We start from the raw sequence: 14,685 nt of genomic DNA, 5'->3' as shown, positions 1-14,685 counted from the left end.
ATCCATAAAATCCCCGCGGAAGCGGGGACCCAGGTGTTTTATCGTCGAGCGCGGCGGGTTGCAGAAAAAGCCTGGGTCCCCGCTTTCGCGGGGATTTTGCGGGGGTGGAGAAGTCTGAGAGACCCCTCACCCGACCTGCTTCGCAGGCCACCCTCTCCCGCAGGGGGAGAGGGACGGGGGTTTCGCCCCAAAAACGCTCATTCCTCCGAATAGTCCTGCTCCGGCAATATCTTGTTAAGCAAAGCGGCGCATCGATCAGACGATGCAGCCTGAACGCATGTGGGCATGAGCGTCGAACGCACCCTTCACCACTTCCCCCTCGACCCGGCCTCCCGCCAGGTTCGCCTCGTGCTGGGCGAAAAGCGGCTGCCGTTCGCCGAGGTGCAGGTGCGCTACTGGGAGTCGCCGCCGGACTTCACCAAGCTGAACCCGTCGGGCCTGACGCCGGTGCTGGTCGAGACCCGCCACCAGCGCACCGCCGTGGTCTGCGAGAGCCGCGCGATCCTGGAGCACATCGAGGAGCAGGAGCCCGAGCCGGCGCTGCTGGGCCGCGAGGCCGGCGAGCGCGCCGAGGCGCGCCGCCTGATGCAGTGGTTCGACCGCAAGTTCGACAACGAGGTCAACGGCTTCCTGCTGCACGAGAAGATGGAGAAGCGTCTCCTGCGCATGGGCGCGCCGGACCTGTCGTCGCTGCGCCGCGGCCGCGACGCCCTGCGCGACCATCTGGGCTACATGGAAAGCCTGCTGCAGGCCCGCGACTGGCTGGCCGGCCGCCGCATGAGTCTCGGCGATTTCGCCGGCGCCGCGCACCTGTCGGTCATCGACTATTTCGGCGACGTGCCCTGGAAGGACTTCCCGGCGGTGCGCACCTGGTACATGAAGCTGAAATCGAGGCCGTGCTTCAGGCCGATCCTGGCCGACCGCTGGCCCGGCCTCGCGCCGGCCGCGCACTATGACGACCTCGACTTCTGACCTGACCCCCGAGACGATCAAGGACGAGATCCGCCGCGAAGCCCTCGCTCTGGGCTTCGACGCCTGCGGCTTCGCGTCCGCCGCCGACGCCTGGCCCAACGGCGACTGGCTGCGCCAGTTCGTGGCCGAGGGCCTGCACGGGGCCATGGGCTGGATGGAGGAGACGCTCGAACGGCGCAGCCACCCCACCGCCATGTGGACCGATGCGCTGAGCGCCGTCGTGCTGGGCGTCAACTACGGCCCCGACATCGATCCGCTGACCCAGCTGGAGCACCCGGACCGCGCCGCTATCAGCGTCTACGCCCAGGGCGACGACTATCACGAGGTGGTCAAGAAGCGGCTCAAGCAGCTGGCCGGCTGGATGCACCGGCGCTGGGGCAATGAAGTGAAGGTGTTCGTCGACACCGCGCCGCTGATGGAAAAGCCGCTGGCCCAGCGCGCCGGCCTCGGCTGGCAGGGCAAGCACACCAACCTGGTCTCGCGCCAGTTCGGCTCGTGGCTGTTCCTGGGCAGCGTGCTGACCACGCTGGACCTGCCGCCGGACGCCGCCGAAATCGACCGGTGCGGCTCGTGCAGCGCCTGCCTGGACATCTGCCCGACCGGCGCCTTCCCCGCGCCGCACCGGCTGGATGCGCGGCGCTGCATCTCCTACCTGACCATCGAGTTGGCCGGGCCGATCCCCGACGAGTTCAGGCCGATGCTGGGCAACCGCATCTACGGCTGCGACGACTGCCTGGCCGCCTGCCCGTGGAACAAGTTCGCCAGCCTGTCGGCCGAGGCCAAGTTCCACGCCCGCGAGACGCTGAAGACCCCGCCGCTGGCGGAGCTGGCCGTGCTGGACGACCCGAGCTTCCGGGCGCTCTTCTCCAAGAGCCCGATCAAGCGCATCGGTCGCGACCGCTTCGTGCGCAACGTGCTCTACGCCATCGGCAACAGCGGCGACGCCGGATTGATGAGCGTGGTCGCGCCCCTGCGGGCCGATCCCGACGCGACCGTGCGCGACGCCGCCGACTGGGCGGCGTCGCGGCTGGGCCGGCCCGCTAGCTAGAGCCGTTCAGAGCGCGTTGGTTCCGTAGGTGTAGGGGCTGACCAGGTCGGCCAGGACCGGCGCGGCCGCATCGCGGGCATTGGCGCTGAGCACGGCCTCCGGCAGGGTCCAGTCGATGCCGATAGCCGGGTCGTTGAAGCGCAACGTGCCCTCGGCCTGCGGCGCGTAGTAGCCCGTCACCTTGTAGAGCACCTCGCACTCGTCGGTCAGGGTGCAGTAGCCGTGGGCGAAGCCTTCCGGCACCAGCAGCTGCTGGGCGTTGTCGGCCGACAGTTCGGCCCCAACCCACTGGCCGTAGGTCGGCGAGTTCACGCGGATGTCGACGGCGACGTCGAAGATCGCGCCGCGCGCGCAACGCAGCAGCTTGGCCTGGCCGTGCGGCGGCTTCTGGAAGTGCAGGCCGCGCACGATTCCGCGGGTGGTCGAGCGGACGTGGTTGTCCTGGATGAACACCCCGCCGGTGAAACCCGCCTCCTCGAGGGCCGACTGGCGGAAGGTCTCGGAGAACCAGCCACGCTCGTCGCCATGGCGCGCAGGCGTGATAAGCAGGACCTCGGGAATCGCCGTCGGTGTGACCTTCATTTCAACAACCCTTCGAAAGTGAGCAGGCACGCATGGCCCGATCCACGGTCGCTGACAAGGGCGTCGCGCCGCTGTTCACCGTCATCGTGGTGGCCTACGAGAGCGGCCCGACCCTGCAGCGCTGCCTGGAAGGCCTGGCGGCCCAGACCTTCGGGGACTTCGAGACGCTGCTGGTCGACAACGCCTCGACCGACGGCGCACCGCAGGCGGCGGCGAAGGCCGACCCGTCGATCCGGCTGGTCGAGCCGGGCGCCAACACCGGCTTCGCGGTCGCCAACAACCTGGCCGCCCGCCAGGCGCGCGGCCGCTGGCTGGTGATGCTCAATCCCGACGCCTATCCGCGCCCCGACTGGCTGGCGCAGCTGGCGGCGGCGGCGCGGCGCCATCCCGATGTGCGCAGCTTCGCCTCGCTGCAGCTGGTCGCCGACGAGCCCGGCCTGATGGACGGCGCCGGCGACGTCATGACCTCGGCCGGCATCCCGTTCCGCGGCGGCTATCGCCGCAAGGAAACGCCCAAGGTGTTCGAGGGCGAGGTGTTCTCGGCCTGCGGCGCGGCGATGATGGTCGAGCGCGACCTGTTCCTGGGCCTCGGCGGCTTCGACGAACGCTTCTTCTGCTATTGCGAGGACGTCGACCTCGGCTACCGCCTGCGGCTGGCCGGCGAGCCGACGCTGCTGGTTCCGGACGCCAAGGTCGAGCACGTGGGCTCGGCGACGCTGGGCGTGCGCTCGGACTTCGCCCTCTTCCACGGCACGCGAAACCGGGTCTGGACCTTCCTGAAGAACACCCCCTCGCCGATGCTGTGGTGGAGCGCGCCGCTGCATTTCGGCGTGACCGCGGGCCTGTTCCTGCTGCACCTGCGCCGCAAGGACGCCGGGCCGGTGTGGAAGGGTTTCAAGGCCGCCTTCGTCAAGGCCGACCTCGATCCGATCCTGGCCTCGCGCCGCGAGATCCAGGCCGCCCGCAAGGCGCCGGCGATCGACATCCTGCGGGCCATGGCGCTGGACCCGGTGGCCTTCTTCGGCCGCCGGATCGTGATCAGGCAGTGGCGAGGTCGTCGATCATCCGCCGCATGAACTGGGCGCCGCGCTCCATCTGGGCGATCTCGACATATTCGTCGGGCTGGTGGGCCTGGTCGATCGAGCCGGGACCGCAGATGACGGTGGAGAAGCCCGCCCCCTGGAACTGCCCCGCCTCGGCGGCGTAGGGCGCCACGCGGGCCGGGCCGTTGTCGCCGGCCATGCGGCGGGCGAAGGTCTCGGCGACCCCGTCCTTTTCCGGCGCGAAGGACGGCGTCAGCGAGCGCACCTCGACCTTGACCCCGCCCTCGGGAGCCTTGGCCTTGACCTCGGCGTCGAGCCGCCCGGCCAGGGCGAAGAAGTCGGCCAGGATGGCGTCGGGATCCAGACCCGGCGGGGTGCGCAGGTCGAAGACGAACACGCACTGACGCGCCAGGATGTTCACCGCCGTGCCGCCGTTGACCTGGCCGATGGTCAGGGTCGCGCCCTTGGGCAGGAACGGCGAGGCCGGGTCGGCCTCGCGCTCCAGCCGCTCGGACAGCGCCACGAGGTGGCTCATCAGCTTCACGCCGACCATGTTGGCCGAGACGCCCAGGTGGGTGAGACTGGAATGGGCCTCGCGGCCGGTCACCGTCACCCAGTAGCTGGCGATGCCCTTGTGAGCCTGGACGGCGACCATGTCGGTGGGTTCGCCCACCACCACCAGGGCCGGGCGGGGCACGTCGCGGGCGATGACCTCGATCATGTCGGGCGCGCCCAGGCAGCCGATCTCCTCGTCGTAGGAGAAGGCCAGGTGCACGGGACGCTTCAGGTCGGACGCGACCAGGTCCGGCGCGGCGGCCAGGGCCAGGGCCAGGAACCCCTTCATGTCGCAGGTTCCACGGCCATAGAGACGGCCGTCGCGCTCGGTCAGCACCCAGGGGTCGCTGGACCAGGGCTGGCCGTCGACCGGCACCACGTCGGTGTGGCCCGACAGCACGACCCCGCCCTCGACGGCCGGGCCGATGCTGGCCATCAGGTTGCTCTTGGTGCCGTCGGCGTTGGGGACCCGCCGCGAGGCCACGCCCAGGTCGGAAAGATAAGCCTCGACCCATTCGATCAGGGCGAGGTTCGAGCCGCGCGAGGTGGTGTCGAAGGCGACCAGCTTGGCCAGGATGTCGACGGCGCGGACGGAAAGCGCTTCAGCGGAGGAAACCATGGCCAGAGCCTAGGCCGCGCCGCCCCGCTCCGCCAATCCCAAGTCGGCGATCAGGCAGGATCATGCGGCCTTGCGGAAAAACCTCGCGCGCCACGCAAGAAACGTCCCTGTCAGCGGCTTTCCTTCGCCCAGGCTAGGCTTTAGAGGAAGCGGACCATGATCCTGTCCCTCTCCTGCCCCGACCAGCCCGGCATCGTCGCCAAGGTCTCGACCTTCCTGTTCGAGCGCGGCTGCAACATCCTCGACGCCCAGCAGTTCGACGACCAGGAGACGGGCGACTTCTTCATGCGCGTCGTCTTCGATCCGGACGGCAGCGACCGCGACGCCCTGCGCGCCGAGTTCGAGGCGCTGGCCAAGGGCTTCTCGATGCGCTGGACCCTGCGCGACCCGGCCGAGCGCTACCGCGTCATGATCCTGGCCAGCAAGTTCGACCACTGCCTGGCCGACCTCGTCTATCGCTGGCGGATCGGCGAACTGCCGATGGACGTCACCGCCATCGTCGCCAACCACGCGGCCGAGACCTACACCCACGTCGACCTGTCAGGCCTGCCCTTCCATCACCTGCCGGTGACCAAGGAGACCAAGTTCGAGCAGGAAGCCGCGCTCTGGAAGCTGATCCAGGAGACGCGCACCGACATCGTCGTGCTCGCCCGCTACATGCAGGTGCTGTCGGACGGCCTAGCCGCGAAGCTGGCCGGCCGCTGCATCAACATCCACCACTCGTTCCTGCCGGGCTTCAAGGGCGCCAAGCCCTACCACCAGGCCCACGCGCGCGGCGTGAAGGTGATCGGGGCGTCCGCCCACTACGTGACCGGCGACCTCGACGAGGGTCCGATCATTGAGCAGGACGTCGAGCGCATCAGCCATCGCGACACGCCCGAGGACCTGGTCCGCAAGGGCCGCGACATCGAGCGCCGCGTCCTGGCCCGCGCCCTGCGCTGGCGCCTGGAGGACCGGGTGCTGCTGAACGGTCGCAAGACCGTGGTCTTCACCGACTGACGGCGGGCCGCGCATGAACCTCGACCCCGCCGTTCCGCCCGAGACCGGCCGCGGCCAGGTCCTGGTCTACATGCCCGATCGCGGCGTCGGCGACCTGACCTGGCACCTGCCGACCCTGCGCGCCATCGCCGCCACGACGCCGGAAAAGACCGTGCTGCTGGCCGCGCGACCGTCGAGCCGGGCACGCGACCTCTTGGGCGCGGAAACCTGCGTCACCGCCATCGACTATCTCGACTACCGCTCGGGGACCTGGAAGAACCTCCAGGAGATCGCCGACTTCCGCCGCCTGTGCCGGGCCCGCCGGCCACGCGCGGTGTGGATCCTGGAAAAGATCGACCGCCCGGCCATCGGCGCGGCCCTGGCTGGCGTGCCGGAGCGACGGGGCTTCGGCCTGGGACACGGTCAGCAGCACTGGCTGACCCACGGTCCCTACCTGCCCAAGGCCATGCGTCCGGCCCACCGCATCGACAAGCTGGCCGCCTTCGAGACGGCCCACGGCCTGGAGGTCGCCAGCCGCGAGCCGGCCCTGGTCCCCACTCCGGCCGCGCTCGATGTCATCGAGGCCCGCTTCGGCGCCCTGCCGCGTCCGTGGATCGTCTATGGCGTCGGCGCCAGCGAGGCGCGGCGGATGTGGCCGCTGGCTCGCTTCGCGGCCCTGAGCTCGGCGCTTTCCGACCTCGGCGGAACCCGCTTCTGGCTGGGCGGCTTCGAGGACAAGGCCCGTGTCAACGCCCAGTTGGCCGAGGGCTCGCCGGCCGGCGTCGCCGAGGTCAATGTCTGCGACCTGAAGTTCGACGTCGGCTCGGCCCTGATGTCGCGGGCCGACCTGTTCGTCGGCAACGATTCCGGGCCGATGAACCTGTCGGCCTCGGTCGGCGCGCCGACCCTGGGGCTGTTTGGTCCAGGACCGGTGCTGGACTATTCGCGCTTCCTGCACGCCCAGGCGACCGAGGATCTGGCGACGCTGGAGGCCGAGACGGTCGCCGCCCGCGCCCGCGTCCTACTGGCCTGAGGCCGGCTGTCCTGACGCTGGTTGGCCGGCGGCGATCCGCGTCAGGGTCGCCTCCATCCGGTCGCAGGCGCGATCCCAGGTGAACTGGGCCAACACCTCGCGCACCGCGCCGTTCAGCCTCGCGCGCAGCTCGGCGTCGGCGACTAGGCGCAGCAGGTTGTCGGCCAGGGCGCGGGGATCGCGCGGCGCGCTCATCAGCGCCGTCTCGCCGTCGACGGCGAACTCCCGGTGGCCCAGCACGTCGGTGATCGCCAGGGCCGCGCCGCACAGGGCCGCCTCGCACGGCGGCAGGCCCCAACCTTCGTTGTGGCTGGCCGACAGGAACACGGCCGAGCGGTTGTAGAGCGCCCGCAGGTCCGCGTCGGTGGGCGAGGCGTGATAGGTCACGTAGGGCGGCAGGCCTTCGGGCGCGCCGGGGCCGTACATCTCGACGGTCAGGCGCGGCTCGGCGGCGTGGGCCAGGGCGAGCGCCTCCAGGGCGTCGGAAAAGCCCTTGTAGCTGGCCCGCTGGTGGATCATCGCCACCCGCCAGGGATCGCGCCCGGCCAGCGGCGTGTCGAGGCCGAAGGTCTCGAACGCCAGGCCGTTGGGCACGAGCGCCGCCTCGACGCCGCGCTCGGCCGCCTTGGCCCGGATCGAGCGGGCGATGACGATCTTGGGCATCGGCGCGGACCAGGCGCGTTCGACGCCCTCGGCGTCGCGCTCGAAGCCGAAATCCCAGTGCTGGGCGAAGAAGACCTTGGCGCCATGGGCGGCGGGCAGGCGATCGACGGCCTCGACGGCGCTCCACACCGTCGCCACCACGACGTCGCCGGGCGGCGTCCACTTCGGCGAGAGGTCGAGGGTCCACAGCACGCGGACCTTGGGCGAGATGCTGGCCCAGGTCGGCCGCCAGCGGCCGTCGCGCTTCCACCGGCGCCAGCGCAGCCACAGGCGCACCTTCTTACCCAGGCGCGCGGCCGGCTTTTGCGCCGCCGGCAGGACGACGGTCACGTCGTGCCCGCGCTCGGCCAGCCGATTGGCGTGCTCATAGACGACACGCGTTCCGCCCACCGGGCGAAGGCTCGCCCCAGGCTCCACGAATACGATTTTCACGCGCCCCCCTGGCGGCTGGTCGTCGCGCCGGGTCCGAACGGACAGGCCGGCACTCTATTACAGCTTCAGCCCTTCGGCGCCTGCAGCTTGCTGCGCAGCACGTCGATCAGCTCGATCTTGAAGACAAGGGTGCTGCCCGGCGGGATGTCCGGCCCGGCCTGCATGTCGCCATAGGCCAGGTCGGCGGGCACGTAGAGCATCCACTCGTCGCCCGGACGCATCAGCTGCATGGCCTCGACCCAGCCCGGGATCAGGCCGCGCAGCTGGAACGAGGCCGGCACGCCGCGCTCGTAGGAGCTGTCGAACACCATGCCGTCCAGGCGCTTGCCTTCGTAGTGGACCTTGACCTCGTCGATCGGGCGCGGATGCAGGCCGTCGGCCGGACCCGAGCGCACCACCTTGTACTGCAGGCCGCTGGGCAGGGTGACCACGCCCGGCTGCTTGGCGTTTTCGGCCAGGAAGCCCACGCCGGCGGTCTTGTTGGCCGAGATCGCGGCCTGCTTGGCGGCGAGGTCTTCCTTCGACGGCCCACACCCGGCCAGGGACAGGCCGGCCAGGACGGCGATGACGAGGAACCGAGCACGCATGTGAAGTCTTTCCGAGGGCGAAACCGCGCCCTGAGCTAGCAGGCTTGGCGCGAACATCAATCATTCCATGCTTGGAACGCTTTCCAGACACCGTTGTCACGCAACGGTGGTGGCGCGTGCGGCTCCGAGCCCTTAAGACGCATCCATCAAGACGTAAAACGAGGCGTTCATGAAACCTGTCCGCAAGGCCGTTCTTCCCGTCGCGGGTCTTGGCACCCGGGTCCTGCCCGGCACCAAGTCGACGCCGAAGGAACTGCTCAACGTCGTGGACCGGCCGATCCTGTCCTACATCGTCGAGGAAGGCCGCGCCGCCGGCATCGAACACTTCGTGTTCATCACCGGCCGCGGCAAGGGCGCCATCGAGGACTATTTCGATCACCAGATCGAACTCGAGATGCAGCTCGAGGCCAAGGGCAAGCTCGACATCCTCAAGCAGCTGCGCGACGAGCTGCCCAAGCCGGGCGAGATGAGCTTCGTGCGCCAGATGGCCCCGCTGGGCCTGGGGCATGCGGTGTGGTGCGCCCGCGACATCATCGGCGACGAGCCGTTCGCGGTGCTGCTGCCCGACGTCATCGTCGATGCGCCGCAATCGGCCCTCAGCCAGCTGATCGAGGTCTATGACAAGGTCGGCGGCGGCAACATCATCGGCGTCGAGGAAGTGCCCGAGAGCGAGACCCACAAGTACGGCGTCGTCGCCCCGAGCAAGGTCGAGGGGCGCCTGGCCACCATGAGCGGCATGGTCGAGAAGCCCGCCAAGGGCACGGCCCCGTCGAACTGGGCCATCGCCGGCCGCTACATCCTGCAGCCGGAGATCTTCGACCTGCTGGCCAGCCAGGAAAAGGGCGCCGGCAATGAGATCCAGCTTACGGACTCGATGGCCAAGCTGATGCAGGACCAGGCCTTCCACGCCTATGTCTACGAAGGCGACACCCACGACTGCGGCGACAAGATCGGCCTGCTGAAGGCCAATGTCGCCCTGGCCCTGAAGCGTCCGGACCTCGGCGAAGCCGCGCGCAAGGCGATCACGGCGCTGCTGTAGGGTTCTCGGAACAAGAAACAAAAAGGCCCCTCATCACGCGATGAGGGGCCTTTTTCGTATCGCAACCCAACCTCGTCATCCCGGCCGCAGCGAAGCGGAGAGCCGGGACCCAGGGGACTGGGCGCGGCGACCGGGTCAAGCGCCCGGTGGTGGCGACTGCTGTGCGGCCGCCCCTGGGTCCCGGGTCTACGGTCCGCTGCGCGGCCCTTCGCCCGGGATGACGAGCTTTGGGAACCTTATGTGTCGCCTCACACCGTGCGCGGCGGGTAGCCGTGTTCGCGCAGGGCGTTCATGACTTCCTGGGTGTGCTGGGCGTCGCGGGTCTCGATGGTGATGTCGAACTCCGCGCCCTTGGCCGGCACGTCCAGCGCCAGGCGGTTGTGGTTCACCTCGATGATGTTGGCGCCCATGGTCCCGATCACGCTGGCCACGGTCGACAGCAGGCCCGGGCGGTCGTCGCCGACGATGCGCAGGGACACCAGGCGCTGGGCGCGCACCAGTTCGCGGGTCAGCACCGAGGCCAGCAGGCGGGTGTCGATGTTGCCGCCGCACAGGATCAGGCCGCACTTCTTGCCGCGGAAGCGTTCCGGATAGGCCAGCAGCGCCGCCAGCGAGGCCGCGCCGGCCCCTTCGGCGATGGTCTTCTCGACATTGCAGTAGAGCGAGACCGCCTGCTCCAGATAGGGCTCCTCCAGCAGCAGCACGTCCTCGATCAGCGGACGGGCGACGCTGTAGGTCAGTTCGCCGACCTGCTTGACCGCGACGCCCTCCGCAATCGTCTGGCCGCCGCAGTGGGCCTGGACGCCGCGCATCTTGGCGGTGAACGACGGATACATCGCCGGCTCGCAGCCGATGATGCGGATGTCGGGATTGATCGCCTTGGCCGCCGTGGCGACGCCGCTGATCAGGCCGCCGCCGCCGATCGGCACCGGCAGGATCTCCAGGTCGGGCACGTCTTCCAGCATCTCCAGGGCGATGGTGCCCTGGCCGGCCATGATGTCGTAGTCGTCGAACGGGTGGACGAAGGTCAGGCCCTGCTCCTCGCGCAGCTTGCGCGCATGGGCGTTGGCGTCGTCATAGGTTTCGCCCTCGATGACCACGTTGGCGCCGAAGTCGCGGGTGTGCTGCACCTTCACGAACGGGGTGGTCTTGGGCATGACGATGGTCACCGGCACGCCGAGGCGGGCGCCGTGATAGGCCAGGCCCTGGGCGTGGTTGCCGGCGCTGGCGGCGATGACGCCCTTCTGCTTCTCGGCGTCCGACAGCAGCAGCAGCTTGTTGAGCGCGCCGCGCTCCTTGTAGGCGGCGGTGAACTGCAGGTTCTCGAACTTCACCCACACCTCGGCGCCGGTAATCTTCGACAGCGTCCGAGAATAGCGACAGGGCGTGCGCTCGATATGGCCGGCGAGGCGGTCTGCGGCGGCGCGGATGGTGGTGATATCGAGGGTCATGGGTAAATGGGCCTGAACACTGCTTGATCTAGGCGTCGCCGACCACGGCGACGGATTGTTCGGTAAGGGCGTCGATCCCCGCGGCGTCGAGCACGTCGCGCATGACGCGCACGCCAGCCTCGACCGTGCTGGTCCGGCGGATGAAGTCGGTCCCGGCCGCCGACAGACGCGCCCACAAGGCCGGGTCGCCATGGACGCCCAGGATCCGGGCGCACAACGCCTCGGGCGTATCCGCGACGAGCACTTCGTCTTCGTACCGCAACCCCATGCCCTCGACCCCGATCGTCGTGCTGACGACCGGTACGCCATGGGCCATGGCGGAATAGATCTTGCCCTTTACCCCCGCTCCATAGCGCAACGGCGCCACGAAGACCCGCGCGTTCTCGAACATCGGGGCAAGATCGTCCACTCGACCCGGCACCACCACCCGATCGGAGGCCAGGGCCAGGATCTCGGGCGTGGGGTTGGCGCCAGCCAGGATCAGCCGGCCCGACTTCAGGCGGGCGCGCAGGCTGGGCCACAGGGTCTTGGCCAGCCAAAGGGCCGCATCGACGTTCGGGCTGTGCCCGAAGCCGCCGAGGAACACGACATCGCCGCGCTCGCTCCACGGGGCCGTCGGCGCGTGGTTGTCGACCATGAACGGCATGACGAAGACCGGCGGCCGCAGGGCCTCGGCGGCCAGCAGGTCGGCTTCGGTGCGGGAGGGCACGCAGACCACGTCGGCCTGGGACATGGCCTGCAGTTCAAGCTGCTTCAGCGCCGTCGCCTGCCGGACCAGCTGGGCCGATCCCTCGACCTCGCCCTGGCGCTCGATCCGCAGATAGTGCAGGTCCATGTTGTTGAAGACGATCTTCGCCTGCGGACAGTATCGGCGGATTAGGGCCTCGCATTCGCGCAGGACCGAGAACCGGAAGACATGAACGACCTCGAACTCGCGCCCCCGCGCCGCGAGCAGCGCCTCGATCCCCGGGAAGTACGGCGCGTAGAAGCACTCCACGCCGCGACGCATCAGGTTGGCCGTGTAGACCGGGTCGAACAGAAAATTATCGACCGGCGCGAAGCAGGCCTTGTAGCCCAGCGCCTGGAACACCTCGATCACCTTGACCGTCGTGACCGAGCCGGCGTCCTGGTCGGGCGTCGGCGTGGTCGCGTCGAGCACCAGCACCCGCCGCGAAACCGACCGCTCGCGTTCGAGGGCCGGGCTGTCGCCGTTCTCGCGGTGGGCGGCCAGGACCGAGCGCCAGCGCTCCAGGAACCGGACCTGGTTCGTCACCTGATAGGCCTTCACGCCCCGGCTGGTGTCCGTGCCCGAGGTCTTGCCCTCATAGTGGATCACCCGCGACAGCGGCTGCATCCAGACGCTCAGCCCGTTGCGTCGCACCCTGAAGGCCAGGTCGGAGTCTTCGCAGTAGGCCGGGGCGAAATGGTCGTCGAAGCCGCCAAGCTCGGTCCAGACCCGGCGGGTCAGGGCGATCGAGGCGCCGGAGATGTAGTCGACCTCGCGCGCGTGAGTGTATTGCGGGCGATTGGGATCGTCGTTGCGGCCGTAGTTCCAGGCCGAGCCGTCGCGCCAGACGATGCCGCCGGCTTCCTGCAGCTCGCCGTCGGCATAGAACAGCTTCGAGCCCGTCAGTCCGGCCCCGGGCAGGTTTTCCAGGCCGTCGCACAGCTCGTCCAGCCAGCCCTCGACCACGCGGGTGTCGTTGTTGAGGAAGACAAGGACCTGGCCGCGCGCCGCCTCGGCGCCGGCGTTGCACGAGGCGATGAAGCCGCCGTTGACCGGTCGCCGCAGGTGGATGACGCCGCCGATGCGGGGCAGCCAGCGAGACGTCTCGTCGGGCGAGGCGTCGTCGACCACGATGATCTCGAAAGTCCGGGTCGAGGCGTGTTCGACCAGGGAGTCCAGGCAGTTCAAGGTGAAGCCCAGCGCGCCGTAGACCGGGATGACGATCGAGACGACCGGGCTCGCCGGCGCGGCCGACAGCCGCCGCCCCAGGTCCGCCGCGGCGGCCTCGAAATCGGGCCGGCGGCCCAGCAGGTCGTAGGTCTGCAGAAAGGCTTCGCCTCGCAGGCCTTCGTGGATCACCGCGTCGTCGGGACGGCGGTCGTAGGGGTCGAGCGCGCCGGCGTCGAGGGCGGCCGACCGCGCCAGCGGCCAGGCGGCCAGCGGATCGCGCAGATCATCGGGGTGGCGCGGATCGGGGCGAACCTGGCCGGGACGCTGCACGCCGCTGCCGAACGCGCGGCGGCGCAGGCGGCGTGAAAAGGTGGCGCGGCGGCCCTCGTCGCGACCGGCCGCGATATAGTGAGAGTAAGCGTCGCTTCCAGCGGCCGCGACGTCGCCGTAGCGCTGGAAATAGGCCGCGGTGGAGAAGTCGGGCGTGGGATCCAGCCCCTCCGCGGCGCCGAACCGCAGATAGTGCTGCAGCGGATCCATGCTCATTCGCGCCAGGTCGGCGCGCTGGCTGACATAGAAGTCCGGATCGAAGTCGCCGCCGCGCCGGATGCGCCAGGCGGCCAGCAGAAGCCGCGCGGCGGCCTTGACGCCCAGGCCCGTCCGCATCGCCTGGAGCGTCGCCGCCAGATCGGTCGCCACGCCGCCGACCAGCCCGCCCCACCGCGCGATCGCCGTCGGCGCCGGCCGGGCCGCCGAGGTCAGGGCCAGGACCATCGCCGTGGACTGATCCATCTGGGCGACGAGTTCTTCCTCGAGAATGCCGACCCGGCGGCGCAGTCGTTCGATCTCGCCGTTCAGCGCGTCCAGGGCGGCCGCTTGCGCGGTCGGTTCGGCGACCCGTTCACCGGATGTCGCAGCCGCGCTTTTATCCGACGTATCCCTGCGCCGGCGCGACGAGGTCGTCGGCGATTTTCGCGTCTGATCAGCAGAAGACATGCCGCGTCCTATAAGCCGCGCGCACAGGCGCGTCGATGGCAGTTCAGGTTGAGCTTGCCAAGCCATACTCGCGGCGTCTTTAAACGCTGCATGTTCGCCTCACGCGTCACCCCGGGCCTCGCCAGGCCGCCCTTCCGCGCAAGCGCCTTCGCCACAGTCCAGGAGTGGACCGACCTGGAAGGCGCGCTGGAAAGGATCCTCGCCCGGCGACAGGCCATCGACGCCTTTCATCTCGAGGGCCCCCAGCCCCTGCTGATCGACGGAATCTGCCAGGCCTGCGGCGCGCCGCGACGCTTTCGCGCCGAGCCGCCGCAAGGGAGCGCCCTCACGGCCAGCGACTGGCCCGGTCGGCTGCGCTGCGTCGCCTGCGGCCTCGACACGCGGCAGCGCGCCTGCATCCACTTTCTTCTGGCCGAGACCGGGCGCGACCCGCGGGCCAGCGTCGTCCGTGTCGCGGGCGACGCGGCCCTGGCCGATTGGCTCGACGGTGTTCTGGAGACGGCGACCGCGCCGCGGCGGCCGTTTTCGGACGTGCTGATCTGCCCGGCGCCGACCCCGGACGCCGTCGCGCCGGACCTCAAGCAACTGCGTCCAGGCGGGCGATTGATCGCCGCGGTCGACGACGTAGAAGCGGCCTGGGCGCTCAAGGGCGTCCTGGCCAATCATGGCCTTGCCGACTGGCGAGGCCATCTTTATTGGAGCGAGGAGTTCGGCTATCTCGGGCGCAGCAACGTGCTCGTGACAGCCTCATTTCGTTAAAGCCTTCCTGGCCCGTCGAAATGATAAGTGA

13 protein-coding genes are annotated in these 14,685 nt (G+C 69.5%); 7 read left to right on the top strand and 6 right to left on the bottom strand.

Annotated elements, in window-relative coordinates:
- The first annotated feature begins 285 nt into the window (after window positions 1-285).
- A complete protein-coding gene (fzlA, locus tag AC2YHT_RS07465; RefSeq protein WP_110120455.1) occupies window positions 286-972 on the top strand; it encodes an FtsZ-binding protein FzlA in 687 nt (228 codons plus the stop codon).
- On the top strand, window positions 953-2,020 hold the full coding sequence (gene queG / locus AC2YHT_RS07460; RefSeq protein ID WP_487288944.1) for a tRNA epoxyqueuosine(34) reductase QueG: 1,068 nt from the start codon (window positions 953-955) through the stop codon (window positions 2,018-2,020). The genes fzlA and queG overlap by 20 nt, the downstream gene beginning before the upstream one ends.
- Window positions 2,021-2,026: 6 nt before the next feature.
- Here the strand turns inward: queG and rfbC are convergent, their stop codons facing one another.
- The gene (gene rfbC, locus AC2YHT_RS07455; RefSeq protein WP_487288943.1) at window positions 2,027-2,602 is read right to left on the bottom strand and encodes a dTDP-4-dehydrorhamnose 3,5-epimerase; all 576 of its coding nucleotides are present in this window, start codon (window positions 2,600-2,602) and stop codon (window positions 2,027-2,029) included.
- Window positions 2,603-2,634: 32 nt separating this feature from the next.
- On the opposite strand from rfbC, the gene AC2YHT_RS07450 reads away from it, so the two are divergent.
- Window positions 2,635-3,678, top strand: a complete 1,044-nt coding sequence (locus AC2YHT_RS07450) for a glycosyltransferase family 2 protein (protein ID WP_487288942.1) — start codon at window positions 2,635-2,637, stop codon at window positions 3,676-3,678.
- On the opposite strand, the gene argE is transcribed toward AC2YHT_RS07450, so the two are convergent.
- The gene (argE, locus tag AC2YHT_RS07445; RefSeq protein WP_487288941.1) at window positions 3,641-4,819 is read right to left on the bottom strand and encodes an acetylornithine deacetylase; all 1,179 of its coding nucleotides are present in this window, start codon (window positions 4,817-4,819) and stop codon (window positions 3,641-3,643) included. The genes AC2YHT_RS07450 and argE overlap by 38 nt on opposite strands.
- Before the next feature lie 156 nt (window positions 4,820-4,975).
- Between argE and purU the strand changes: the two genes are divergently transcribed.
- Both purU and AC2YHT_RS07435 read left to right on the top strand, forming a co-directional pair.
- On the top strand, window positions 4,976-5,818 hold the full coding sequence (purU, locus tag AC2YHT_RS07440; protein ID WP_487288940.1) for a formyltetrahydrofolate deformylase: 843 nt from the start codon (window positions 4,976-4,978) through the stop codon (window positions 5,816-5,818).
- 13 nt (window positions 5,819-5,831) lie between these two features.
- Window positions 5,832-6,830: a glycosyltransferase family 9 protein gene (locus AC2YHT_RS07435; RefSeq protein ID WP_487288939.1), complete on the top strand. Its 999-nt coding sequence runs from the start codon at window positions 5,832-5,834 to the stop codon at window positions 6,828-6,830.
- On the opposite strand, the gene AC2YHT_RS07430 is transcribed toward AC2YHT_RS07435, so the two are convergent.
- Both AC2YHT_RS07430 and AC2YHT_RS07425 read right to left on the bottom strand, forming a co-directional pair.
- Window positions 6,819-7,925: a glycosyltransferase family 4 protein gene (locus tag AC2YHT_RS07430; RefSeq protein WP_487288938.1), complete on the bottom strand. Its 1,107-nt coding sequence runs from the start codon at window positions 7,923-7,925 to the stop codon at window positions 6,819-6,821. The two genes, AC2YHT_RS07435 and AC2YHT_RS07430, sit on opposite strands and share 12 nt — an antisense overlap.
- Window positions 7,926-7,990: 65 nt before the next feature.
- Window positions 7,991-8,512: an FKBP-type peptidyl-prolyl cis-trans isomerase gene (locus AC2YHT_RS07425; RefSeq protein WP_110120564.1), complete on the bottom strand. Its 522-nt coding sequence runs from the start codon at window positions 8,510-8,512 to the stop codon at window positions 7,991-7,993.
- Window positions 8,513-8,681: 169 nt separating this feature from the next.
- On the opposite strand from AC2YHT_RS07425, the gene galU reads away from it, so the two are divergent.
- Window positions 8,682-9,551, top strand: coding sequence for a UTP--glucose-1-phosphate uridylyltransferase GalU (galU, locus tag AC2YHT_RS07420; protein WP_487288936.1), 870 nt, complete (start codon window positions 8,682-8,684; stop codon window positions 9,549-9,551).
- Between the two features lie 248 nt (window positions 9,552-9,799).
- Here the strand turns inward: galU and AC2YHT_RS07415 are convergent, their stop codons facing one another.
- Together AC2YHT_RS07415 and AC2YHT_RS07410 are read right to left on the bottom strand one after the other, a co-directional pair.
- Window positions 9,800-11,002 carry a threonine ammonia-lyase gene (locus AC2YHT_RS07415; RefSeq protein ID WP_487288935.1) on the bottom strand — a complete coding sequence of 401 codons (1,203 nt, stop codon included), beginning with the start codon at window positions 11,000-11,002 and terminating at the stop codon, window positions 9,800-9,802.
- 28 nt (window positions 11,003-11,030) lie between these two features.
- Window positions 11,031-13,895 (bottom strand): glycosyltransferase, encoded by a 2,865-nt coding sequence (locus tag AC2YHT_RS07410; RefSeq protein WP_487288934.1) that lies wholly within the window; start codon window positions 13,893-13,895, stop codon window positions 11,031-11,033.
- Between the two features lie 90 nt (window positions 13,896-13,985).
- On the opposite strand from AC2YHT_RS07410, the gene AC2YHT_RS07405 reads away from it, so the two are divergent.
- A complete protein-coding gene (locus tag AC2YHT_RS07405) occupies window positions 13,986-14,654 on the top strand; it encodes a hypothetical protein (RefSeq protein ID WP_487288933.1) in 669 nt (222 codons plus the stop codon).
- Window positions 14,655-14,685: the final 31 nt, after the last annotated feature.

The sequence above is a fragment of the Caulobacter sp. SRI_008 genome (assembly GCF_057586355.1).
Note: the sequence above shows the minus strand (reverse complement) of the source record. Positions and strands in the feature narration are given on the sequence as shown.